This is a genomic window from Amycolatopsis orientalis DSM 40040 = KCTC 9412 (genome assembly GCF_000478275.1).
Lineage (GTDB): Bacteria > Actinomycetota > Actinomycetes > Mycobacteriales > Pseudonocardiaceae > Amycolatopsis > Amycolatopsis orientalis.
Genome location: NZ_ASJB01000015.1, coordinates 196,592 through 219,919 on the forward strand (window position 1 = coordinate 196,592; position 23,328 = coordinate 219,919).

General features: G+C 68.8%; 24 protein-coding genes. 10 read left to right on the forward strand and 14 right to left on the reverse strand.

Features of this window, described 5'->3' with window-relative positions; translation table 11 throughout:
* Position 1: 1 nt before the first annotated feature.
* Complete coding sequence (locus L324_RS03335) at positions 2-946, reverse strand: RNA polymerase subunit sigma-70 (protein WP_037303993.1); 945 nt, start codon at positions 944-946, stop codon at positions 2-4.
* Between the two features lie 127 nt (positions 947-1,073).
* Here L324_RS03335 and L324_RS03340 point away from each other — a divergent pair, with 127 nt between their 5' ends.
* Complete coding sequence (locus tag L324_RS03340; RefSeq protein ID WP_037303994.1) at positions 1,074-1,442, forward strand: nuclear transport factor 2 family protein; 369 nt, start codon at positions 1,074-1,076, stop codon at positions 1,440-1,442.
* A gap of 443 nt (positions 1,443-1,885) precedes the next feature.
* Here L324_RS03340 and L324_RS03345 read toward each other — a convergent pair whose 3' ends face one another.
* The gene (locus L324_RS03345; RefSeq protein ID WP_235783397.1) at positions 1,886-2,971 is read right to left on the reverse strand and encodes an HNH endonuclease signature motif containing protein; all 1,086 of its coding nucleotides are present in this window, start codon (positions 2,969-2,971) and stop codon (positions 1,886-1,888) included.
* 549 nt (positions 2,972-3,520) lie between these two features.
* Between L324_RS03345 and L324_RS03350 the strand changes: the two genes are divergently transcribed.
* Positions 3,521-4,552 (forward strand): fatty acid desaturase family protein, encoded by a 1,032-nt coding sequence (locus tag L324_RS03350; protein WP_037303996.1) that lies wholly within the window; start codon positions 3,521-3,523, stop codon positions 4,550-4,552.
* On the opposite strand, the gene hsaB is transcribed toward L324_RS03350, so the two are convergent.
* The 5 genes from hsaB to L324_RS03375 are packed head-to-tail and all read right to left on the reverse strand — an operon-like array spanning position 4,518 to position 9,648.
* Positions 4,518-5,072 carry a 3-hydroxy-9,10-secoandrosta-1,3,5(10)-triene-9,17-dione monooxygenase reductase subunit gene (hsaB, locus tag L324_RS03355; RefSeq protein WP_037303997.1) on the reverse strand — a complete coding sequence of 185 codons (555 nt, stop codon included), beginning with the start codon at positions 5,070-5,072 and terminating at the stop codon, positions 4,518-4,520. The two genes, L324_RS03350 and hsaB, sit on opposite strands and share 35 nt — an antisense overlap.
* Entirely contained in the window at positions 5,069-5,983 is a 915-nt protein-coding gene (hsaC, locus tag L324_RS03360) for an iron-dependent extradiol dioxygenase HsaC (protein ID WP_037303998.1), read from the reverse strand. Before hsaC ends, hsaB begins: the two co-directional genes overlap by 4 nt.
* Complete coding sequence (gene hsaD / locus L324_RS03365; RefSeq protein ID WP_037303999.1) at positions 5,983-6,831, reverse strand: 4,5:9,10-diseco-3-hydroxy-5,9,17-trioxoandrosta-1(10),2-diene-4-oate hydrolase; 849 nt, start codon at positions 6,829-6,831, stop codon at positions 5,983-5,985. The genes hsaC and hsaD overlap by 1 nt, the downstream gene beginning before the upstream one ends.
* Positions 6,831-8,006: a 3-hydroxy-9,10-secoandrosta-1,3,5(10)-triene-9,17-dione monooxygenase oxygenase subunit gene (gene hsaA, locus L324_RS03370; RefSeq protein WP_037304000.1), complete on the reverse strand. Its 1,176-nt coding sequence runs from the start codon at positions 8,004-8,006 to the stop codon at positions 6,831-6,833. The genes hsaD and hsaA overlap by 1 nt, the downstream gene beginning before the upstream one ends.
* A gap of 43 nt (positions 8,007-8,049) precedes the next feature.
* Positions 8,050-9,648: an FAD-binding protein gene (locus L324_RS03375; protein ID WP_037304001.1), complete on the reverse strand. Its 1,599-nt coding sequence runs from the start codon at positions 9,646-9,648 to the stop codon at positions 8,050-8,052.
* A gap of 99 nt (positions 9,649-9,747) precedes the next feature.
* Here L324_RS03375 and kstD point away from each other — a divergent pair, with 99 nt between their 5' ends.
* The 7 genes from kstD (at position 9,748) to L324_RS03410 (ending at position 16,063) form a co-directional block, all read left to right on the forward strand.
* A complete protein-coding gene (gene kstD, locus L324_RS03380) occupies positions 9,748-11,418 on the forward strand; it encodes a 3-oxosteroid 1-dehydrogenase (RefSeq protein WP_037304002.1) in 1,671 nt (556 codons plus the stop codon).
* A complete protein-coding gene (locus L324_RS03385) occupies positions 11,415-12,554 on the forward strand; it encodes a 3-ketosteroid-9-alpha-monooxygenase, oxygenase component (protein WP_037304004.1) in 1,140 nt (379 codons plus the stop codon). Before kstD ends, L324_RS03385 begins: the two co-directional genes overlap by 4 nt.
* Positions 12,551-12,811: a hypothetical protein gene (locus L324_RS03390; RefSeq protein ID WP_037304005.1), complete on the forward strand. Its 261-nt coding sequence runs from the start codon at positions 12,551-12,553 to the stop codon at positions 12,809-12,811. Before L324_RS03385 ends, L324_RS03390 begins: the two co-directional genes overlap by 4 nt.
* Entirely contained in the window at positions 12,808-13,833 is a 1,026-nt protein-coding gene (locus L324_RS03395; protein ID WP_037304006.1) for a ferredoxin--NADP reductase, read from the forward strand. The genes L324_RS03390 and L324_RS03395 overlap by 4 nt, the downstream gene beginning before the upstream one ends.
* Before the next feature lie 8 nt (positions 13,834-13,841).
* Positions 13,842-14,705 carry an enoyl-CoA hydratase ChsH3 gene (chsH3, locus tag L324_RS03400; RefSeq protein WP_037304007.1) on the forward strand — a complete coding sequence of 288 codons (864 nt, stop codon included), beginning with the start codon at positions 13,842-13,844 and terminating at the stop codon, positions 14,703-14,705.
* A gap of 52 nt (positions 14,706-14,757) precedes the next feature.
* Complete coding sequence (locus tag L324_RS03405) at positions 14,758-15,507, forward strand: class I SAM-dependent methyltransferase (protein ID WP_037304008.1); 750 nt, start codon at positions 14,758-14,760, stop codon at positions 15,505-15,507.
* Positions 15,508-15,607: 100 nt separating this feature from the next.
* Positions 15,608-16,063, forward strand: coding sequence for a riboflavin kinase (locus tag L324_RS03410; RefSeq protein ID WP_037304009.1), 456 nt, complete (start codon positions 15,608-15,610; stop codon positions 16,061-16,063).
* 25 nt (positions 16,064-16,088) lie between these two features.
* Here the strand turns inward: L324_RS03410 and L324_RS03415 are convergent, their stop codons facing one another.
* From L324_RS03415 to L324_RS03440, 6 genes are all read right to left on the reverse strand, one after another.
* On the reverse strand, positions 16,089-16,658 hold the full coding sequence (locus tag L324_RS03415; RefSeq protein ID WP_037304010.1) for a DUF5134 domain-containing protein: 570 nt from the start codon (positions 16,656-16,658) through the stop codon (positions 16,089-16,091).
* Positions 16,659-16,735: 77 nt separating this feature from the next.
* Entirely contained in the window at positions 16,736-17,905 is a 1,170-nt protein-coding gene (locus L324_RS03420) for a lipid-transfer protein (RefSeq protein WP_037304013.1), read from the reverse strand.
* Complete coding sequence (locus tag L324_RS03425; RefSeq protein WP_037304015.1) at positions 17,905-18,300, reverse strand: MaoC family dehydratase; 396 nt, start codon at positions 18,298-18,300, stop codon at positions 17,905-17,907. The genes L324_RS03420 and L324_RS03425 overlap by 1 nt, the downstream gene beginning before the upstream one ends.
* Complete coding sequence (locus L324_RS03430; protein WP_037304017.1) at positions 18,297-19,211, reverse strand: bifunctional MaoC family dehydratase N-terminal/OB-fold nucleic acid binding domain-containing protein; 915 nt, start codon at positions 19,209-19,211, stop codon at positions 18,297-18,299. Before L324_RS03430 ends, L324_RS03425 begins: the two co-directional genes overlap by 4 nt.
* Positions 19,208-20,380: an acyl-CoA dehydrogenase family protein gene (locus L324_RS03435; protein ID WP_037304019.1), complete on the reverse strand. Its 1,173-nt coding sequence runs from the start codon at positions 20,378-20,380 to the stop codon at positions 19,208-19,210. The genes L324_RS03430 and L324_RS03435 overlap by 4 nt, the downstream gene beginning before the upstream one ends.
* A 4-nt stretch (positions 20,381-20,384) precedes the next feature.
* A complete protein-coding gene (locus tag L324_RS03440; protein WP_037304021.1) occupies positions 20,385-21,449 on the reverse strand; it encodes an acyl-CoA dehydrogenase family protein in 1,065 nt (354 codons plus the stop codon).
* A gap of 131 nt (positions 21,450-21,580) precedes the next feature.
* Here L324_RS03440 and L324_RS03445 point away from each other — a divergent pair, with 131 nt between their 5' ends.
* Positions 21,581-21,850 (forward strand): hypothetical protein, encoded by a 270-nt coding sequence (locus tag L324_RS03445; RefSeq protein WP_037304022.1) that lies wholly within the window; start codon positions 21,581-21,583, stop codon positions 21,848-21,850.
* Positions 21,851-21,877: 27 nt separating this feature from the next.
* Here the strand turns inward: L324_RS03445 and L324_RS03450 are convergent, their stop codons facing one another.
* Positions 21,878-23,269, reverse strand: a complete 1,392-nt coding sequence (locus L324_RS03450; protein ID WP_037304024.1) for a WS/DGAT/MGAT family O-acyltransferase — start codon at positions 23,267-23,269, stop codon at positions 21,878-21,880.
* Positions 23,270-23,328: the final 59 nt, after the last annotated feature.

Genomic DNA, 23,328 nt, shown 5'->3' on the forward strand with positions numbered 1-23,328 from the left:
TCTAACCCTCATTACCACTCACGAGAGTCTGCGCCTCCAGGAATCGGGTGATGGCGCGGATCCGGTCCCCGTCGAAAGTGAGGACCATCAGCCCGGCCGGGCTTTCGCCATGGTGACACTGGAAGGCGGGCTGGTTGTTCGCCCGGGTGAGCGTCATTCCGAAGCCCTCCGGGACCGGGACGGCCATGGTGACGCGGAGGAAACCGGCGATCGCGTCGGGACCGTGGTACTCGTGCGGCGCGGGCGGCATGGCGAGCCAGGCGTCGTCGGTGAGCAGGCGGAGGACGCCGTCGAGGTCCCCCTCGGTGAATGCGTCGGCGAACCGCCTGGTCAGCTCGCGTTCCCGGGGTGACGGCCGGTGCCCGGCGCCGTCGCGATGCTTGTCGAGGGAGGCGCGGGCGCGCTGGAGGATGCCTTTGACCGCCGTCTCGGTGGTGCCGAGCATGCTCGCGACCTCGCCGGCGGGGAAGCACAGGACGTCGCGCAGGACGAGCGCGGCGGCTTGTCTCGGCGGGAGAAGCTGCAGGCCGGTGATGAAGGCGAGTTCGACGGCCTCTCTGGTGCTGTAGCGCGCTTCGGGGCCGGGCTCACTGTCGGCGACGCGCTCGAGGAGTTCGTCCGGGTACGGCTGCAACCAGGTCACCTCGCCGCGGCGGCTCGGCTCCGGTGGGGTGAAGGGCGGCACCGGTTCAGGTGGGCGACGGCGGCCCGCGTCCCTCAGGACGTTGAGGCAGCGGTTGGTGGCGATGCGGTACAGCCAGGTTCGGAGCGACGAGCGTCCCTCGAAGCCGTCGAGACCCCGCCATGCGGCCAGGAGCGTCTCCTGGACGGCGTCCTCGGCGTCGGTGAGAGAGCCGAGGATCCGGTAACAGTGCAGGTGCAGCTCGTGCCGGTAGGTGTCGGTGAGCTCGCGAAACGCCTGCTCGTCCGTGATCCTCGTGCTCACGGGCCGATCCTGCCACGACCTTTTTCGCGGCGCACCGTTTTCGCGGCGTACCGTTTTTCGCGGCGCACCGTTCCGTTTCGGGCGGAGGTGGGGTCTGACGGGGTGAAGACCGACGAAAGGAACCATCATGACCAGTCCCGCCTTGGATGTCGCGCTCTCCTACCACCGCGCGTGGACGGGCAAGGACTTCGAGAAGGCGATGACCTACGTCGCCGACGACATCGTCTGCCACTCCCCCGGCGGGCGCCTCGATGGAGCGGAGGCGTTTCGCGAGTTCATGGAGCCGTTCACCCGGATCCTGACCGGGTCGTCTTTGCTTTCGGCGTTCGGGGACGACGCGACCGCGTTGCTGATGTACGACACGGCGACCCTTCCGGTGGCCAGCGCTCCGGGGGCGGAGCTGCTGACGGTGCGGGAGGGGAAGATCGTGGAGTTGCGGATCGTGTTCGATCGGGCTCCGTTCGATGCAGCGCGGGCGGCTGCCGCTGGGTCGTAGGTGCAGGGGTCGTAGGGCCGGGCGTTGCAGGGCCGGGCGTTGTGGGGCCGGGGTCGTAGAGGGCCGTGGGGACAGAGTCGTAGGGGCGCGCAGGGCCGGGGTCGCCGGAGATTCCCGGGGTGCGGGAGTGGTTCGAGCCGTGCTCACTCCAGGGGCGCGGCGGTGCCACCTGCCTGGGCGCGTCCGAGCAGCGAGGTACGTCCGTACCGATCGGAACGGTGACGTGTCGTCCTCCGATTCCGGCCGACGGTCTCGGGGTTTGCGGATCGTGCTCGACAGGCCCCGTTCGATGCCGCACGGGCCGCAGCCACTAGGGCATAAAGCACGTGGAGGGCCGGTCTTCGCCAGAGATCCCTGGAGCGGGAGCGGGCCCAACCCGCTCCAGGGCGCACCAGTACCACTACCCGGCGAACGTCCGGGCAGCCGCGGCACATCCACGCCGATCAGGAGGCCGGAGCGTCGTCCTCCGGTTCCGGTCGCGGGTCATGGAGTGGTTCGGGTGTCGCGGTGTAGGTGCGGCCGGTGGGAGTGGTGATGGTCATGCCACCGTTGCCGTTGGGTACCGCGGACCAGCCGGGTTCCTCTTTGAGGAGGTTGTGGATCTTGCAGGAGGTGTGGCAGTTGTGCTCATCGGTCTTGCCGTTCCGCGCCCAGGTGGTGATGTGGTCGATCTCGGAGAACTCGGCGGGGCGGTGGCAGCCGGGATGGGTGCATTCCCGGTCCCGCGCCTTGATCAACCTGGCCAGTGACGCAGGGGACCGGTACTGGTCGGCACCGGCTTCCAGGATCTGCCCGGTGGCGGGGTCGGTGATCAATCGCGACCACGTCGATTCTGGGTCGGAGGCGATCTCTCGCACGAGCCAGTCCGGAATGGGCCCGTAACCCGCCAGGATTGCGGGATCCTCGCGCGCACCTGTCAGCGTCAGCAGATCGACGTAGACGTGGATGTGCGCGCGAGGTTTGCCTTGGCCGCCTTCGGCGAGGAGACGTTCGGCGAAGATGTCGGCGCGGTGCTGGTCGAGGGTGCGGGACTTGTCTTCGGCGCGGCGGGCGCGGGCGGCGCGGCTCAGGGACGCGTAGATCGAACTTGCCATCTCGGTGGGCAGAAAACCCGACAGCTTCGACATCGTCTCGTCTTCGTGCTCCAGCGAGATATGGCGCAGCGCGCGTTTCTTCGCGGCACGTTCCTCATAACCGGTGGGGTCGAACTTCTGCACCGCGTACTCCACCGATTTCCGGATCGCCCCGGGATCGCGTTCGGCGAGACGTTTGGTCATGAACGCGTCCACCTGGGCTGCGACCTCATCGGAGACGTCGCGGGTCAGCTGGCTGACCTTCGACGCCTTGAACAGGTCGATGTCCCCCTTCTCCAGTGCCGCCAACGTGTTCGGCAACCGGGCCACCAGGGCACAGGAGGTTTCGACCAGCAGATGCGCCTGGTTGCGGGTGACCGAGAAGGCGAGTGCCACCTCCTCGGTCACCGATCTTCGGGAACCACCCACGGCGGCGAACCCGGCTATGGAACGCACTTGCCGCCCCTGCGCCCGTCGAAGCACGACTTCCTCGTCGTAAGCGCGATCGAGAAGGCGAGCGGCTTTCCGGCTGTGAACAAGAGTTTGGGTCATGACCAAGATCATAGTCGAACATGAGTTCGAGCGGCGCGAAGATCGCGTGGTTCCAACTAGTGAGTGAACCTTGTCCAACAACGCTTTAGTGGACGCTTCGGCCGGTTCAAGCCCCCAGTGCCAACCGGCGACGACAAGCTTTCCTGGCTCCGAGGCCGGACGTTCATTTCCCGCCGCGGGCCCGCCCCATGCCTGTTCGAACTCGTCACCGTCGCTTTCGGACGCCACGAACTCCTGCCGCGCGTTGATCTCGGCGAGAGGCGGACGGGAACCGGTCCCAACCCCGTGCCGCCCACCTCGTGCTTCTCGTCAACCCAACCGAGTCGGCCGCCTCGGAACCGATCCCCTCCCCCGGAACCGAACACCCGAGCCCCCAGGGTAGGGCCAGCCCCCGCCCCCACCCACCTGCTCACCGCATTCACCCCGCCCCCGATCCGAACCAGACTCACAACGGTGACCGCAAACCTCCGCACGGGCAGTGATTTCGCCCGCCTGTCCCGCCGCATCAGCGAGGCGGGCCTCCTCGACCGCCGACCGGGCTACTATGTCTTCCGCATCGCCCTGGTCGCCACCCTCTTCGTCTCCGGCTGGATCGCTTTCTTCGCGATCGGCGATTCCTGGTGGCAGCTGGGGATCGCCGTGTTCCTGGCGGTGATGTTCGGCCAGATCGCCCTGCTGTCGCACGATCTCGCGCACCGTCAGGTGTTCCGGACCCGCCGCCCGAGCGAGATCGCCGGCCGGATCGCGGGGAACCTCGGAATCGGCATGAGTTACGGCTGGTGGATGGACAAGCACACCCGCCACCACGCCAACCCGAACCACGAGGACCTCGATCCCGACGTCGATCCGGACATCCTGGTGTGGTCGAAGGGCCAGGCGAGGGCCAGCAAGGGGATCCCCCGGTTCATCGGCCGCTACCAGGCGTTCCTGTTCTTCCCGTTGCTCACGCTCGAAGGCCTGAACCTGCACTTCTCCGGGCTGCGCGCGGTCTCGAAGCCGGGCCTGCGGGCACGCGGACTCGAAGCGGCGTTGCTGCTGGCGCATTTCGCGCTCTACTTCAGCGCGCTGCTCGTCGTGCTCTCACCCGGCAAGGCGCTGGTCTTCTTCATTGTCCACAAAGCACTGTGGGGTGTCTACATGGGATCGATCTTCGCGCCGAACCACAAGGGGATGCCGATCCTGTCCGGTGACACCGAACTCGACTTCCTCCGCAAGCAGGTTCTCACCTCACGCAACGTCCGCGGCGGCCGGATCGTCGACGTCGCGCTCGGCGGGCTCAACTACCAGATCGAGCACCATCTTTTCCCGAGTATGCCGTCGCCGCATCTGCGCCGCGCCCGGCCGATCGTCCAGGAGTACTGCGCCGAGATCGGCGTGCCGTACCACGAGACGGGGCTCACCGAGTCCTACCGGCTCGCGTTGCGCAGCCTGCACGAAGCGGGCGAGCCGATCAGAGCCAATCGTCGGGACGCGGCCAGGGCATGAGCGCCGCGAGCGCGTCGGTCACCGGTTCGGTCACCGTGTACCGGCCGCGGTGAAACAGCAGCGGACGATCGTCGGACGGGTCCCCGAGCGCGGTGACCCGTCCGACGACGACGTAGTGGTCACCCGCTTCGTGCACGGCTTCGAGCGCGCAGTCGATCCAGGTCAGGGCTCCGGTGAGCAACGGAGATCCGGACGGGGCGGGGGTCCAGTCGATCGCAGCGAACTTGTCCTCGCCCCGCGCGCCGAACACCGCGCTGACCTCCTGCTGGTCTTCGGCGAGCACGTTGACGGCGAACCGGCCGGACTCGGCGAGCACAGCCCAGGTCCGGGAAGTCTTGGCGGGACAGAACAGTACCAGCGGCGGGTCCAGGGAAAGCGCCGCGAACGACTGGCAGGCGAACCCCACCGGAGCCGTGCCGTCGTGCCCGGTCACCACCGCGACGCCCGTGCAGAAATGCCCGAGCACCGTGCGGAACCGCGCCGGATCGATGTCCGCGCCGAGGTCCGTCACCGGGGTCACGACTGACCCGGCGGACGGGCGCCGACTGAAAAGTCGTGTCCCCACAGGGAAACCGCCGTACTCTCTCGGGCGATCCAGCTCTCGTCGTCCACTTGCCTGCCCTCACAGCCGTATTCGACGTCGAATCCGCCGGGGGTCTTCATGTAGAACGAGAGCATCAGATCGTTGACGTGCCGCCCGAGGGTGGCCGACATCGGCACCTTCCGGCGGATGGCCCGGTCGAGGCAGAGTCCGACGTCGTCGGTGTTCTCCACTTCGACCATCAGGTGCACGATGCCGCTCGGTGTCGGCATCGGGAGGAACGCGAGACTGTGGTGACGCGGGTTGCAGCCGAAGAACCGCAGCCACGCGGGCGCGCCGTCGGCGGGCCTGCCGACCATCTGCGGCGGCAGTTTCATGGAGTCCCGCAGGCGGAAGCCGAGGACATCCCGGTAGAACCGCAGTGACGCTTCATCGTCGTTTGTGGACAGTACGACGTGCCCGAGCCCTTGCTCGCCGGTGACGAACCTGTGACCGTATGGGCTCACCACGCGCCGATGCTGCAACGCGACACCGTGGAAGACTTCGAGCGTATTTCCTGAAGGGTCCTCAAAGGACACCAGACCGTCGACCCGTCGATCGGCGAGCTGGTCCGGCGTTCCTTCCTTGTACGGCACCGAATGCGCGTCGAGCGAGGCGCGGATCTCGTCGAGTTCGCCGGCGTTGGCGACCTCCCAGCCCGCCTGCGCGAGCCTGTCCCGTTCGCCGGGGAAGATCACCAGCCGGGCCGGGAAATCGTCCATGCGCAGGTAGAGCGCGTCCGGATTCGTGCCGGAACCCTCCACCATGCCGAGGACCTTCAGCCCGTATTCGCGCCACGCGGCCATGTCGGTGGCTTCGATGCGAAGGTAGGCGAGCGAACGGATACCCATCAGGAGGCTCCCAGGAAGTCGAGTGCCAGCCGGTTGAATTCGTCGAACTTCTCCAGCTGCGCCCAGTGCCCGCAACCACCGAACACGTGCAGCTGGGCGCGCGGGATCGTCTTCAGCGCGAGCAGGGCCCCGTCGAGCGGGTTGACCCGGTCCTCCCGGCCCCAGATGAGCAGCACCCGCTGGCGCAGGCGATGCGCCTCACGCCACAGCATGCCCTCCTCGTAGGTGTCGGGCTGGGCGAAGGACTTCCCCATCGCCTTCATCGCGGCCAGCGACTCGGGCGCGCTCGCGGCGGCGAACCGCTCGTCGACGAGTTCGTCGGTGATCAGCGACTGGTCGTGCACCATGATCCGCAGGAAGGCTTCCAGTTTCTCGCGGCTCGGGCCCGGCGGGGCGCTGAACCGGCCCAGGTTCTTGATGCCCTCGGTGGGATCGGGTGCGAACACGTTCACGCTCAGCCCGCCGGGTCCCATCAGCACCAGACGTCCCGCACGCTTCGGATAGTTCAGCGCGAGCCGCACGGCCGTCCCGCCGCCGAGCGAGTTCCCCACGAAATGGGCCCGTTCGACGCCGAGTTCGTCCATCAGCCCGACGACGGCGTCCGCGCTGTGGCGGAAGTACTGCGGATGTTCCGTCGGCTTGTCCGAGCGGCCGAATCCGGGCTGGTCGATCGCCAGTGTCCGGTAGTTCTTGGCGAACACCGGCAGGTTCCGCCCGAAGTTGCTCCACGCCGACGCGCCGGGACCACCACCGTGCAGGAGGATCACCGTCTCCGGATGCTCCACGCCCGCCTCGTGGTAGTGCAGCTTCAGTCCACCTTGGACGGTGACGTACTTTCCTTCGGCCATCAGACCATCGCATTCTCGACGGGCAGCCCGAAGGCGCCGGTTCCGAACATGACGTAGGCGCGCTCGGCGTCGTTCGCCGCGTGCACCCGGCCGGCGTGGGCGTCGCGCCAGAACCGCTGGATCGGGGTTCCGGCCTGCAAGGCCCGGCCACCGGAGTTCTCGAAGAGCCTGTCGATCGCGAAGATCGCGCGTTCCGTTCCGCGGACCTGGTCGCGGCGCACCCGCAGCCGCGTGGGGAACGGCAGCTTCTCCCCCTTGCACGCCAGCTGGTACAGCTCGTCGATGTTGTGCGTCAGCTGAAGCCAGGCCGCGTCGATCTCACTCGCCGCTTCGGCGATACGCACCTTCGCAAAGGGGTCCTCTTTGGACTGCTCGCCCGCGTAGGCCGCGCGGACGCGCTTGCCCTGGTACTCGACGTGCGCGTCGTAGGCGCCCTGCGCCATCCCGATGATCGGCGCGGTGATCGTGCTCGGATGCACCGAACCGTAGGGAAGTTTGTACAGCGGCCCGGGGTTGATCTCCTGTCCCGGCGTCTTGCACTTCGACGTCGCGATGAAGCTGAGCGCACGGTGCTTCGGGACGAAGACGTCGTTCACGATGATGTCGTTCGACCCGGTGCCGCGCAGGCCCACGGTGTCCCAGACATCCTCGATCGTGTAGTCGGAGATCGGGACCAGGTAGGTGCAGAAGTCGACCGGCTTGCCGTCCTTGAACACCGGGCCGCCGAGCAGCACCCAGGTCGCGTGATCACAACCGGAGGAGAAACTCCAGCGCCCGCTGAGCCGGTAGCCGCCGTCGACGACGTCCGCCTTGCCCATCGGCGCGTACGACGAGGAGATCCGGACGTCCGGGTCGTCGCCCCAGACGTCCTGCTGTGCCTGCGCTTCGAACAGCCCGAGGTGCCACGGGTGGACGCCGAGGATGGAGGCGACCCAGCCGGTGGACCCGCAGGCGCTCGCGACGAGTTTGACGCACGTGTAGAAGCTCACCGGGTCGGCTTCGAGACCACCGAACGTCTTCGGCTGCAGGAGTTTGAAGAACCCGGTCTCCTGCAGGGATTTGACGGACTCCTCGGGAATGCGCCGGGCGTCCTCCGCCTCCTGCGCCCGCTCTCGCAGGACCGGCAGGAGCTCCCGGATCCCCGCGATCACGTCCTGCGCGGCGTGCTCGCTCATATGCGTTCCCTCTCTCGCCATCGACCGTGAACCGGATCCAAGACTAGAACACGTTCTCGTTTTTGTCGACCGATCCCCGGTCGAGGGCACTGTGCGCTCCGGCACGGCGGCCGGAAAACACGCAATCGGCCAACGACAGACCGCTCACATAGGACCTAGAACAGATTCCCACCGCGGTCCGGCCCGCCGCGTACAGCCCGCGAATGGGGACGCCGGAGGCCGCCCGGACGGCGCCGGTCTCCTCGTCGACGACCAAGCCACCCAGCGTCAGCATCGGGCACGGATAGCCGATGTTGGGCCGGATCGAGACATCGATCAGCGAGTACGGCGACTGGTCCAGCGGCCGCGCGAACTCCGCGGGTTTACCCGTCGGATCGGCCCCGGAACGAGCGGCTTCGACACTGGCCGCCAGCCCGGCGGGATCGATACCGGCCTTACGCGCGACCTCGTCGAGCGAATCGGCGACCACGCGTTGCCGCAGCAGGTAGCGCACCTGAAGTCCTTGGAACCACTGGCTTTGCCCGCGCGCGTCACGCCGGACCTCCCGCACGATGGCGTCGTCGACCAGCAGCCAGCCGCGCCCACCGTGTTCGGTGATCATGCGTTCGCCGACGGCCGCGCCGTACCGGGATTCGTCGATGATCCGCCCGCCGGTCTCGTCGACGAGCAGTCCGCCGAGAAAGGCCGACGGCGGCGTGATGAACCGCCAGGCGGAGATCCGCCCGAGTTCCGCGGTAACCCCGCCCGCCTCGACACCGAGCCGGATCCCGGACCCGTCGTCGGCCGACGTCCCGAGCGCCAGCCCGCCGCGATAGGCGGGCGCGTGCTCGCGCACCATCTCACGGTTCGCGATGAACCCGCCCGCCGCGAGGACGACCCCTCGCGTGGCGGAAATCCGCAGCTCACGGCCATAGCGGCGTTCGATCCGCTCCACCCGCTGATGCAGTGATTTCCGCAGCGACGGTACGTAGATCCCCGGTTTCGCGGCATACGCGGCCAGTCTCCGGTGCGTGGCCCGCACCCGGGCGGGGGCGTCGCGCAAGGAGGACACGACGACACCGGTCACGGTCCCGTTCTCGTCGACGATCAGGTTCCGCGCCGCGGTCTGCGGCAGCACCTGGATCCCCCGGCCGCGGACAGCCTCCATCAGGCGTTTCATCAGCAGTTTCCCGGAGGTGCCGGGCCCCTTGACGCGATGTCCGCGCGGCGCCGGCTTGGCCGCGTCACGGAAACCGCCCGCCGCCTCGCTGCCCGAGTAATAGAGATAGTGCGCGTCGCTCGGATAGGACGTCTTATACGGGCACAGACTGCCCTCGAAGGGGACGCCGTTGCCCTCCAGCCAGGTGATCATCTCCGTACTGCCCGCGCAGAACCGCCGCAGGGTCTCCTCGGAGACGACGTCGCCGGTCTCGAGCCGCAAGTAGTCGTACATCGCGTCGACGGAATCGTCGACACCCGCGTCCCGTTGCTGCGCGGTCCCGCCGCCCGCGTAGACGACACCGCCGCTCACGGCGCTCGCGCCACCGCCGGAGAACCGGTCCAGCACGAGCACCCGGGCACCGGCGTCGGCCGCTTCGATCGCCGCGCAGGCGCCCGCCGCACCGAAACCCACGATCACCACATCCGCGACGAGGGAGTCCATGACCCCACCCTAGAACTAGAACACGTTCTCGTCTATGGTGACTGGAGCAGCGCGAATGCTGCTCCCTGCTTCCTACAACGTGTTCCAGGTGAGGGGCGTATGGACTACGACGTGATCGTGGCGGGCAGTGGTGCCGCCGGGATGACCGCCGCACTGTCCGCAGCCCATCGGGGACTCAAGGTCCTGGTCGTGGAGAAGGCCGCCCACTTCGGCGGCTCGACGGCCCGCTCGGGGGGCGGCGTCTGGATCCCCGGCAACCACGCCCTGCGCGCGGCCGGGATCGACGAACCCCCGGAGCGGGCGCACGAGTACCTCCAGTCGATCGTCGGGGACGTCGTCCCGGCCGAACTCCGGTCGGCCTTCCTCGACCGAGGCCCCGAGGTCCTGTCCTTCGTCTGCGAGAAGACGCCGTTGCGCTTCCGCTGGGTCCGCGGTTACTCCGACTACCACCCCGAAGCACCCGGTGGGCGCGCCGGTGGGCGCTCGGTCGAACCGGCGGCCCTCGACGGCAACCTGCTCGGGCCGGAGCTGGCGAAGCTGGAGCCTCCCTACAGCGCTCCCCCGCTGGGCGTCCCGATCACCCAGGCGGACTACCGGTGGCTGAGCCTGCTCGCCCGGCATCCGTGCGGGATCCTCCGCGTCCTCGGCCTCGGCGGCCGCTGGCTGGTCGGCAGGATCCGCCGTCAGCGGCTCCTTTCCATGGGGCAAGCGCTTGCGGCCGGGCTGCGCGAGGGGCTGCGGCGGGCGGATGTCCCCGTCTGGTTGAACACCCCGCTCGTGGACCTCCAGGTCGAAGACGACCGCGTGATCGGCGTCGTGGTCCTCCGGCAGGGTGAAGAGACCCTGATCCGCTCCCGGCTCGGCGTCGTCCTCGGCGCGGGCGGGTTCGAGCGCAACGAGGAGATGCGGGTCAAGTACCAGCGCGCGCCCATCGGCACCGAGTGGACCGTCGGCGCCGAAGCCAACACCGGTGACGCCATCGGGGCCGGGCTCAAACTCGGCGCGGCCACCGACCTGATGGACGACGCCTGGTGGGGCCCGTCCATCCCGCTGACCGGCGGCCCGTGGTTCGCGCTCGCCGAACGGTCGCGGCCGGGCTGCCTGATGGTCAACGCGCACGGCGAGCGGTTCGTCAACGAATCGGCGCCGTACGTCGAAGCCGTACACGCGATGTACGGCGAAGGCGACGGACCCGGCGAGAACATCCCGACCTGGCTGGTGTTCGACCAGCGCAACCGCAACCGGTACATGTTCACCGGCCTCGGCCCGCGCCAGCCGCTGCCCGGCCGCTGGTTCAAAGCGGGCATCGCGGTCAAGGCGAGCACGATCGCGAACCTCGCCGAGCGGATGGAGGTCCCGGCCGACGCGCTGGAGGCCACCGTGCGGCGGTTCAACGGCTTCGCGAAGAGCGGCGTGGACGAGGACTTCCATCGCGGGCGGAGCGCGTACGACCACTACTACGGCGACCCGCGGAACAAACCCAACCCGAGCCTCGGCCCGCTCGACGTCGCGCCGTACTACGCGGTGAAGATCGTGCCCGGCGACCTGGGCACCAAGGGCGGGTTGAGGATCGACCGGCACGCGCGGGTCCTGCGCGAAGACGGTTCGGTGATCGACGGACTTTACGCGGCGGGGAACACGAGCGCGGCGGTGATGGGCCGCACCTACGCCGGCCCCGGCGCGACGATCGGCCCGGCGATGGTGTTCGGCTACCTTGCGGCCGAGCATCTCGCGCTGCAAGATCACGGTCAAACGGGAGGCAGCCGATGACGACGGAATCCGTACGGCAGATCGACGCGGGCGCGCCCCCTTCGCGGTTCGCGCGCGGCTGGCACTGTCTCGGCCTCGCCGAGTCGTTCCGGGACGGGAAACCGCACGCCATCACGGCGTTCGGGACGAAACTGGTGGTCTTCGCCGACTCGTCCGGCAAGCTGAACGTGCTCGACGGGTACTGCCGCCATATGGGCGGCGACCTCACCCAGGGCGAGGTCAAGGGCGACGAGATCGCCTGCCCGTTCCACGACTGGCGCTGGAGCGGCAACGGCAAATGCGCCTCGATCCCTTACGCCAAAAGGGTTCCGCTGCGGGCGCGGACGAAGTCGTGGCTGGTGCTGGAGGAGAACAAGCAGCTGTTCGTCTGGAACGACCCGGAGGGCAACCCGCCGCCCGAGGACGTCGTCATCCCCCGGATCGAGGGCGTGTTCAACGGCGAGTGGAGCAACTGGACCTGGGACTCGGTCCTGATCGAGGGCTCCAACTGCCGCGAGATCATCGACAACATGGTCGACATGGCGCATTTCTTCTACATCCACTACGCCTTCCCGACCTATTTCAAGAACGTGTTCGAGGGGCATATCGCCACGCAGTACCTGAACACGAAGGGCCGTCCGGACAAGGGAATGGCGTCGAACTACGGCGGCGAGGAGAACCTGCTGCGGTCCGAGGCGTCCTATTTCGGGCCGTCGTACATGATCAACACCCTGCTCAACACCTACCAGGGTTTCGAGATCGAGAACGTGCTGATCAACTGCCACTACCCGGTCACCGAGAACTCGTTCGTGCTGCAATGGGGCGTGATCGTGAAGAAGCTCCCCGGGATCTCGGACGAGCACGCGGACAAGATCGCCGGGAAGTTCGCCAAGGGCATCGGCGTCGGCTTCCTGCAGGACGTGGAGATCTGGCGCAACAAGACGCGGATCGACAACCCGTTGCTGTGCGAGGAGGACGGGCCGGTCTACCAGCTCCGCCGCTGGTACGACCAGTTCTACGTGGACGCCGCCGACGTCACCGAGGACATGACGCGGCGGTTCGAGTTCGAAGTGGACACCAGCCGCGCGAACGAGGTCTGGGCGGCGGAGGTGGCCGAGAACCTGGCGCGGCAGCAGGCGGAAGAGGCCGGGGTGTGAAGCCCGAGACCGTCGAATTCCTCACCGCCGGGCTGCGCCCGCTGGCCTGCCGGACGTGCGGGACCTGTGTGCTGGTCAAGAAGAACAGCGTGCAGCACACCAGTATCCAGTGGACCACCGACGCGGCCGCGAGCTGCCCGGTGTTCGCGGAGCGGAAGGCGTCCGGGGCCCAGACGGCGTTGCTCGACACCTGTGCCAACCTCAGCGACAGCATCGACGCCGCGCTGAAGGACGGCTTGCTGGAGGTGCCCGAATGAGCGGTCCCGTCACCGTGACCGTGGCCGAGGTCATCACCGAAACCGCCGACGCGCGCTCGATCGTCTTCGACATCCCGGCCGAGCACGCCGCGGTTTTCGCCTACACCCCAGGGCAGTTCCTCACCGTCCGCGTGCCGAGCGAGCGGACCGGGTCGGTGGCCCGCTGCTATTCGCTCTCCAGCGCGCCGCACGAGAACCGCGTCCAGGTCACCGTCAAGCGCACCACCGGCGGCTACGGGTCGAACTGGCTCTGCGACAACCTCCGCGCGGGCCAGGAGGTCCAGGTCCTGCCGCCGTCCGGGGTGTTCAGTCCCGCGTCGCTCGACGAGGACTTCCTGTTGCTCGCGGGCGGCAGCGGGATCACGCCGGTGATGTCGATCCTGAAATCGGCCCTGGCACACGGAACCGGCAAGGTGGTGCTCCTCTACGCGAACCGCGACGAGGGCTCGGTGATCTTCGCGCGGGAACTCGCGGACCTCGCCGCGGAACACGAAGACCGGCTGATCGTGCTGCACTGGCTGGAAAGCCTGCAGGGCCTGCCGACCGAGGCCCAGCTGCGCGCCCTGGTGCGGCCGTACACCGCGCACGAGGCGTTCATCTGTGGCCCGGCCCCGTTCATGGAGGCCGCGCGCACGGTCCTCAAGGAACTCGGCCTGCCACGCAAGCGGATCCACCTGGAGCGGTTCCTGTCCCTCGGCGGGAATCCGTTCGAGGTGACCGAACCTGTCGCCGTCGAAGAGGCCGAAAGCCCGGCGGGCCTCGAGGTCTCGCTGGACGGCGAGACCAGGAAACTGGCCTGGCCACGCCGGACCAAGCTGCTGGACCTGTTGTTGGAAAAGGGTTTTGACGCGCCGTACTCCTGCCGCGAGGGCCAGTGCAGCGCCTGCGCCTGCCGGATCACCTCCGGCGAGGTGAAGATGCTCAACAACGAGGTCCTCGACGGCGACGACATCGCCGAAGGCATCGTGCTGGCGTGCCAGTCCCTGCCGCTGACCGACGAGGTCACCGTCACCTACGAGTAGGAGTCGCTTTGCCCATCGACCCCGCAGTCGCGATCGGTGCCGACCTCGGTGAGGTGGGTTTCGCCTGGACCGCGTCGGACGTCCAGCTGTACCACCTGGCGCTCGGCGCGGGCGCGGATCCGGTGAGCCCGCGGGAACTGCGCTACACCTACGAGGACGGGCTCCAGGTCCTGCCGACGTTCGCGACCGTGGCGGCGAACCTGCGCGTGTTCGAACCTCCCGCCGTCTCGTTCCCCGGCGTCGAGGTCGATCTCGGAAAGGTGTTGCACGGCAAGCAGGAGGTGATCGCGCACCGGCCGATCCCGGTATCCGGCAAGGCCGTGGCGCGGACCCGGATCGTCGACGTGTTCGACAAGGGCAAGGCGGCGGTGATCGTGAACGAGACGGTCGCCACGGATTCCGACGGCTCTCCACTGTGGACGCTGCGGTCGAGTATCTTCGCCCGGGGCGAAGGAGGTTTCGGCGGTGAACGCGGCCCGTCCGATCGCGTCGAACTCCCGTCGCGGGAACCGGACGCGGTCATCGACACGCCGACGCTGCCGCAACAGGCCCTGCTTTACCGGCTCTGCGGCGACCGCAATCCCCTGCACGCCGATCCCGCGTTCGCCGCGGCGGCCGGGTTCGACGCGCCGATCCTGCACGGCCTGTGCACCTACGGTGTCATCGCGAAGGCCGTCACCGACGAATTCCTCGACGGCGACACCTCGCGCGTCGCGTCGTTCTCGGCCAAGTTCGCCGGTGTCGTCTTCCCCGGCGAACGGCTGCGGACCCGCGTCTGGCGCGAGCCCGCCGGGCTGCTGATCACGACCACCGCGCCCGGCCGGGACGAGGCACCGGTCCTTTCGGACACTTTATTGACCACGACAGACTGAATCCTCGTCCATGCCGGTAAGGGTTCTGGCTAAACTCGGCCGGGTGCGCCCCTTGATCTCCGACCCGTATGCCGAACTCGGCCGGGATTACGCGCGATCGAGACGTCCGGATCCCCGGATCGCGGCCGCCGTGACCGCCGCGCTCGGTGACGCGCGATCGGTGGTCAACGTCGGCGCCGGCGCCGGTTCCTACGAGCCCGGGGATCGCGGCGTGATCGCCGTCGAGCCGTCGCGGCGGATGATCGGGCAGCGTCCGGTCACCGCGGCCCCGGCCGTCCAGGCCTGTGCGGAGAGCCTCCCGTTTCACGACGACGCCTTCGACGCCGGTCTCGCGGTGCTCACCGTGCACCACTGGACGGACGTGACCGCCGGGCTGGCCGAGCTGCGGCGCGTGTCCCGGCGTCAGGTGATCGTGACCTGGGATCCGGCGGTGTTCGCGCGGTTCTGGCTGGTGCGCGAGTACCTGCCGGAGATCGCCGAGCACGAGACCCGGCTGGCCTGCCTCGACCGCGTCGTCGACGAACTGACCGCGCTGGGCGGGACGCCGTCGGTGGCTCCGCTCCCGGTGCCCTCGGACTGCGTCGACGGATTCCTCGGCGCGTATTGGCGCAGGCCCGAGGCGTACCTGTCCGAGCGCGTGCGCTCCGGGATGTCCGGTGTCGCGCTGCTGGATCAGAACGTCGTCGCCGAAGCGGTCGGCCGGTTGCGCGCCGACCTCGCCGACGGGCACTGGCACCGGCAGCATGTCGGCCTGCTGGGCCGGACCGAGCTGGATCTCGGGTACCGCCTCGTCACGACGTGACCGAGTACACAGTGGACTGTTCCCACGGCGCGACCGGCGGTCGACCCCGGCCGCGGCTCGTGGTATTCATGGCTTTCGTGACGGCAGGGACGGGAGCGGTATGACGGCGGAGTTCTTCGTGGTCCGTGGCCAGGTGGAGAAGGGCGATCAGCGGGGGCGGGAACTGGGCTTCCCGACCGCCAACATCGCGCTGCGCGACCAGGACGGCCAGATCGGCGACGGAGTGTGGGCGGGCTGGGCCGAACGCGCCGACGGCACCCGGATCGCGGCCGCGGTCTCGGTCGGCAGGAGGCCGACGTACTACGGCGCGGACGGCTACCGGCTCGTCGAGGCACACCTGCTGGACTTCGCCGGGGACCTCTACGGCGAGACGCTGACCGTCTGGCTGGGCCACCACCTGCGGGAGCAGGAGGCGTACCCCTCGTCGGAGGCGCTGATCGTCGCGCTCACCAAGGACATCGCCGACGCCGCCGCCTGGGCCTCGGACAACCCGGCCGCCGCCCTGCCGGATCCGGGGGACGCCGGGGACGGGGTCGTCCGGCGCGTCGGCACCTGAGCGCAGTTAGCCCGCTAAACGCGGGTTAGAGGGCGGCGGCCAGGAGCATGTAGCCCATCCCCAGTCCCATGACGGACCGGCACACCCGGCGCGACACCTCACCGGCACCCGGTTCGCCCCGCGCCGCCAGGACCCCGGCCCGCACCGCGTCCACCGCGAAATACGCCGCCACGGCACCGAAAACCACGGACAACCACAGTGCGGGGGCGGCGCCGGCGCCGGACATCACCAGCCAGGGCCCGTGGGAGACCTCGCTGTGCGGCATGAACGTCACCATGAACAGCATCGCCGCGGCGGAGACGGCGTGATGCCCGCAGGCGGCGTGCCCGGACCGCCGTCCCTTCCACCACGCGACGGCGAACCAGCCCGCGGTCAGCACCAATACCGCCTGCCAGCCCGCCGCGGGGATCGGGCCGCCCACCGGGGACAGCATCGCGACCATGGCCACGACGAGCAGCAGTTCGGCCAGATCTCCGTTGCGCACCGCCGCGCCCTGGCCGCGGTAATCCAAACGGACGAGTCTCAGCACACAGGGCAGGGCGAGCGCGGCGAACACCGCGGTCAGCGTCCACGCTACGAAGACTGGACCCGACATGGCACCTCCGCACCGACCGGTATCCCCTTCACCGTGGCAGGTGCTGCTCTAGTACACCATCGGGCAATGAGGTGATCTCACCCCGCGGTGAGGACTAGGCCGCTCGTGGGAACGCCGGTGCCCGCGGTCACGAGCACGCGTTCGGCCCCCTCGACCTGGTTGACGGCGTCTCCCCGGATTTGGCGGACCCCTTCGGCCATGCCGTTCATCCCGTGGATGTAGGCCTCCCCGAGTTGTCCGCCGTGCGGGTTGAGCGGCAGTTTCCCGTCGAGTTCCAGGGTGCCGCCGCCGATGAAGTCCTTGGCCTCCCCCTTGCCGCAGAAGCCGAGTTCTTCCAGCTGCATCAGGACATAAGGGGTGAAGTGGTCGTACAGCACCGCCAGGTCCATATCGCCGGGGCCCAGGCCGGACTGCGCCCAGAGCTGCCGCCCCACGACACCCATCTCGGGCAGCGCCGGGAGGTCGTCGCGGTAGTAGCTGGTCATCACGTACTGGTCCGGACCACTGCCCTGCGCGGCGGCGGCGATCACGGCGGGCCGATGCCTGAGGTCGCGCGCCCGCTCGGCGCTGGTGATCACCAGCGCGACGCCGCCGTCGCTCTCCTGACAGCAGTCGAGCAGATGCAACGGCTCCGCGACCCAGCGGGAGGCCTGGTGGTCTTCGAGGGTGATCGGCTTGCCGTAGAACCACGCCTTCGGGTTCGTCGCCGCACGGGCGCGGTCGACGACGGCCACCCTGCCGAAGTCCTCGCTGGTCGCGCCGTACTCGTGCATGTAGCGCCGGGCGAGCATGGCGACGGTCGCCGCGGGTGTCGCGATCCCCATGGGGTAGTGGAACGCGTTGTCGACGCCGGAGGAGTTCACCTGGCCCGCCGCGGCTGAAGACACCTGGCCGAACCGCATCCCGGACCGTTCGTTGAAGGCCCGGTACGCGACGACGACGTCCGCGACCCCGGTGGCCACGGCCATCGCGGCCTGCTGCACGGTCGCGGCCGCCGCTCCGCCGCCGTAGTGGATCCGGCTGAAGAACTTCAGCTCGGGGATCCCGAGTTCCCGCGCCACGGCGATCTCGCTGTTGCCGTCCATGGTGAACGAGACCAGTCCGTCCACATCGGACGGTGAGAGACCCGCGTCCTTCAACGCGGCCGAAACCGCTTCCGCCGCCAGCCGCAGCTCGCTACGCCCCGAGTCCTTGGAAAACTCCGTCGCGCCGATACCGGCGATCGCGGCCCGTCCGGACAGCGTCATCACTCGCCTCCCAGCGTGAGTTCCACGGTCCCGGTCACATGCTCGCCGAGACTGTCCACACCGGACACCGAGACCACCACGTCGTCGCCGTCGCGGTCCGTGACCCGTCCGGTGAAGGTCAGGGTGTCGTAGGCGTAGCAGGGCACGCCGAGCCGGATCTTGATCGACCGCACGAACGCCTCCGGGCCCGCCCAGTCGGTCACGAACCGCTGCACCAGCCCGGTGTCGGTGAGGATGTTGAGGAAGATGTCCTTCGAGCCCCGCTGGACGGCGGCGTCCCGATCGTGGTGGACGTCCTGGAAATCCCGTGTCGCGAGCGCGGTGCTCACCACGAAGGTCGGGGTGGCCTCGATCGTCAAGGGCGGCAACTCGGTGCCGACCACACAGTCCTTCATCGCGCCATCCTCCAAGCGGGCAAGGTCAGTTCCTCGTCGACCTTCACGAAGGCGGCCTCCACCGGGAGTCCGATGTGGACAGTTTCGGGATCGGCGTCGAGCAGTTCGCCCATCACCCGGACACCCTCTTCGAGTTCGACGAGCGCGACCACGAACGGCAGCTCCTTGCCGGGAACCGGCGGATGGTGGTGCACGACATAGCTGTAGACCGTCCCCCGGCCACAGGCGACGACGTGGTCCGGTTTGGCGTCGAGGTCGCCGTCCGGTGGCATCGGACCGGGCGGATGCCGCAGGGTTTCGCCCCACCGCTGGATCCGCAGTTCCCCTTCGCGCAGCCCGGCCCAGAAGAACTCGGTGTCCTTGCTGATCACCGGCCGCAGCACCGGAGCGGCCGCCTTGGCGGGTTCGGCGCCGGGCGGGCGGAACTTCAGCACCCGGAACACCATGTCCGCGACGGCCTCGTCCCCCACATACCAGGTGGTCTTCGTCGTCACGAACCAGCCTTCGCCCAGCGCGGTGCGTTTCGGCCCGACGACGCTTTCGAGTTTCGCGGTCGCCGAGACGCGTTCGCCGTGCCGCAGATAGCGATGGTAGGTCTGCTCGGAGTTGGTCGCGACGACCGAGGTGAACCCCGCTTCGTCGAGCACCTCCATCATCGCGCCGAGCGGATCGTCCGAGGCCCTCGTCCCGTGGAGCCCGCCCATCGTCCACACCTGCGCCATCGCGGGCGGAGCGACGAGTCCCTTGTGGACACTCTTGGCGGCGAACTCTTCGTCGACGTACACCGGATTACGGTCGCCGATGGCCTCGACCCAGTTGTTCACCATGGCCTGGTTGACCGCGTCACGGGCGGCCCTCGGCGCCGATTCCCCTTTCGCGGCGATACGTTCCGCCGCCTCCTGGATGCTCATCGCGGCACCCTCGGCAGCCCGAGGCCCGCGGTGGCGATCAGCTCACGCTGGATCTCGTTGACGCCACCGCCGAAGGTCAGCACCAGATTGCGTTTGGCGACCACGTCCAGCCACAGCGCCAGGTCCGCGGTTTCGGGATCGGCCTGATCGCCGTGCCGGGCCACGATCTCCTCCAGTCTCCTGGCCAGCCGCTGGATCCGTTCGGAACCGAAGATCTTGGTGGCCGAGGCGTCGGCGACGGCCACCGGCCCGGTGGCCGAGGAGGCGGCGACCTGCCAGTTCAGCAGTTCGTTGACCCGCGCGGTCGCCAGGGTTTCGGCGAGTACACCGCGGACGTCGGGCAGCTGCGTCAACGGCGTCCCGTCCGGCGCCTTCCTGGACGCCGCCCAGTCGCGGACGCGGTCGCCGACGCCGCCGATGCGCCCGGCGGGGCCCAGCATGACGCGTTCGTGGTTCAGCTGGGTGGTGATCAGCCGCCACCCCTCGTTCTCCTTGCCCACCAGCATGTTCGCCGGCACCCGGACGTCCGAGTAGTAGGTGGCGTTGACATGGTGCGCGCCGTCGCAGGTGATGATCGGCGTCCACGAATAGCCGGGATCGCGCGTGCTCGCGATGAGGATCGAGATCCCCTTGTGCTTGGGCGCGTCCGGCGCGGTCCGTACGGCGAGCCAGATGTAGTCGGCGTCGTGGCCGCCGGTGGTGAAGATCTTCTGGCCGTTGACGACGTACTCGTCACCCTCGCGGACCGCCGTGGTCCTCAGCGCGGCGAGGTCGGTTCCCGCGTCCGGTTCGGTGTACCCGATCGCGAAATGCACCTCGCCCGCCAGGATCTTGGGCAGGAACAAGGACTTCTGCTCTTCGGTACCGAACGCCTGCAGGGTGGGCCCGACGGTCTGCAACGTCACCGACGGCAGCTGGACGTCGGCCCGGGCGGCCTCGTCGACGAAGAGGTGCTGCTCGATCTCGCCGAAACCGCGGCCACCGTACTGTTCCGGCCAGCCGACGCCGAGCCAGCCGTCGCGGCCCATCCGCCGCACGATCTCGCGGTACACCGGGCCATGCCGCTCGCGCAGCATCGCCCGCCGTTCGTCGGCGCTCACCAAACCGGCGAAGTACTTTCGCAGCTCGGTGCGCAGTTGTCGTTGCGCCGCGGTCAGTTCGATCAGCATCGGTTCACCCCGCCACCAGTTCGCCCAGCTCGGCCAGCCGATGCGAGGCGCCGCCGAGGGTCCGTCCGAGATCCTTGATCGCCGACGAGAACCGGTGCAGTGGATAGGTTTCGTCCACCCCGATCCCGCCGTGCAGGTGATGGCAGACGGCGAGCGCCTCGGGGGCCTCCTCCGCCAGCCAGTACGCCGCGATGTCGAGTTCCGCCTGGGCGTCCAGCCCCGCGGCGAGCCGCCACACCGCCGAGCGTGCGGCGAGCTGAACGGTTCTCGACGCCACGTAGACGTCCGCGATCTGTTGTGCCACCGCCTGGAACGCCGCGAGCGGGCGCCCGAACTGTTCGCGTTCGCCGACATGCCTGGTGGTCAGCGCGAGCGCGCCGGCGAGCAGCCCGTCACCGAACGCCACCGTTCCTGCGAGCGCGAACCGGTGCAGGGTCGCGATCGCTTCGCCGGGGCCGTGTCCGTTGAGAAGATCGGCGTCCGTGAGGGTCACGGAGTCCAGCGTCATCGTGTAGTCCGGGGTACCCGAAGAAGTCCTGGTGGGGGTCAGCGTCACGCCGTCCGCGTGGGGATCGACCAGAAAGACGCCGGTGCCGCCCGGCAGCGACGCGGGCGTGAGGATCCGCGCCGCCTCCGCCGCGAACGGCACGCCGACCTTGATCCCGCTCAGCCGCCAGTCCCCGGCCGACTCCGCCACGGTCGCGGGCCGGGTGGTGAACGGCGCGGAAGGTTCGTGCAACGCGGCCGTGAGCACGGAGTCGCCCGCGGCGACCGGCGGCAGCAGGGCCGCGCGCTGATCCGGTCCGCCCAGCGCGCCGACCGGCAGGACACCGAAGGCGAGCGAAGCCAGCGCCGGGACCGGAGAGGCGACGCGGCCGAGTTCGGTCAGGACCAAAGCGACTTCGGCGACGCCGAGGCCGTCACCGCCGAGTTCGGCGGGCAGTGCCAAGGCGAGCAGGCCGGCGTCGGCGAGCGCGCGCCAGGTCTCGGCGGGGGCGCGCTCCTTGCCGAGCACGCGCGCGGTCAGCGCGGTGACCTCGGTCTGCGTCTCGTCGAACTGGAAGTCCACTCTGGCTCCTCACCGGGCCGGACGGGCACAATACTGAAACCTGTTCTAGTCTTATCCGGAAGGCGCCCGGACGGCAACCCCCACGGGAAACACGGTCGCGGCGGGCGGTCCCGGCCGGGCATGATGCCGTCATGAGCTGGGAGTACGACGGCCGCCATTACCTGATCAACCGATGGAGCGACTCATCCCGCTACGGTTTCGGCTGGGAACTGGAGGACGTCGCGCCGACGCCGGGCAAGGGCGTCGTCCTGAACGCCTACCTGGACGGCACCAGCGGCACGGCCTTGTTCCGGGCCGACACCGATGAGCCACTGCCCCTCGCACTGGTCGAGCGCTTCATCGCCGAAGCGGGCCCGGACCTCGCCGAGGTCGTGGCCATGGTCGAAGCCGAAGACTCCTGACGCCCGGTTCGCGGTGGCCGTGCGGCGCTAGGGTGCGGCCTTGACCAGTTCCTGAAGCGCGTCCTGGAAATGGTCGGCGAGCGGCCACAGATCGCCGGTGAGTTCGCGGGCACCGAGCAGGCCGACGTCGACGCGTCCCGCGTTGGACAGCACGGTCACGTTGAGCCCGGCGCCGTGGAACACCGGCCCGAGCGGGTAGAGCCCGGTGATCCGGCAGCCCAGCAGGTACAGCGGCATCGGCGGTCCGGGCACATTGGACACCACCAGGTTGTGCACCACCGGATGCCGTTCGGCGAGCCGCAGCGCCGAGTACGCGCGCACCGCGAGCCCGAACATGGTCGCCGCCGAGAACTGCGCCCAGTCTCCGAGCATGTCGGCGTCGATGTCGTAGTGATGGTCCTTCGACAGCCGGTTCGACTCCGCGAGCATGAACACCCGCGCGGCGGGATCCTCCAGATGGGTGGGTAGCGACGCGAAGAACGCCGACACCTTGTTGCTGCCGTGCTCGCGTCCGGTCCGTCCGTGCACCGACACCGGCACGGTCGCCACCAGCGGGTCGTCCGGCAGTTCGTCCCGGTCCCGCAGGAACCGCCGCAGGGCACCGGAAACGACGGCGAGGACGACGTCGTTGACGGTGACCCCGAACGCGTTCTTCACCTGCTTGACCTCGTCGAGGTCGAGTGAGGCGTAGGCGACGCTGCGGTGCGCGGTGATCGTCCCGTTCAGCGAGGTGCGCGGCGCCGTGAACGGCACCGGCATTCCCTTGCCCTGCAACGCCTTCCCGATCCATCTCGGCGCGAGCCCGAGCAGATCCGGCAGGAGTTTCGCCAGCTCCAGTGGACTCTTCACGAACGACCTCAGCCCGGCGCCGAGCAACGCCCGCCTGCCCGGTACGTCCGCGTTGCGGCGTTCCTCCCGCGCGATCTCCGGCGGCGGGGCGTCCGGTTCGAGACCGGCGAGCGCGGTGATCAGGCTCGCGCCGCCGACGCCGTCCACACTGGCGTGGTGCATCTTGAGCAGGACGGCGATCCCGCCGTCGGCCAGGCCTTCGATGACGTGCAACTGCCACAGCGGCTTCGCGCGGTCCAGCCGTTGTCCCGCGATGTGGGCGCAGAGTTCGGCCAGTTCCCGCCGGTCCCCCGGCGCGGGTACGCCGATCCGGTGAACATGGGCTTCGAGGTCGAAATCCTCGTCCTCGACCCAGACGGGATGGGTCAGATTCCAGAGTGGATTGTGCAGCTTGCGCCGGAATGCCGGGATCAGCTCCACCCGTTCGGCCAGCTTCTCCTTGAAGCGCGCGAAATCGTAGCCGCCCGGCATGGTCGATCCGTCCAGGATGAGCAGTCCGCACACGTGCAGGGCCTGGGCCGGTGTCTCCAGATAGAGGAAACTCGCGTCCAGACCGCTCAATCTCTGCATGAGAATCACCCTAGGCGAACTCTGCAACCGGTTCTAGGCCGTCACCCGGCGGTAGGATC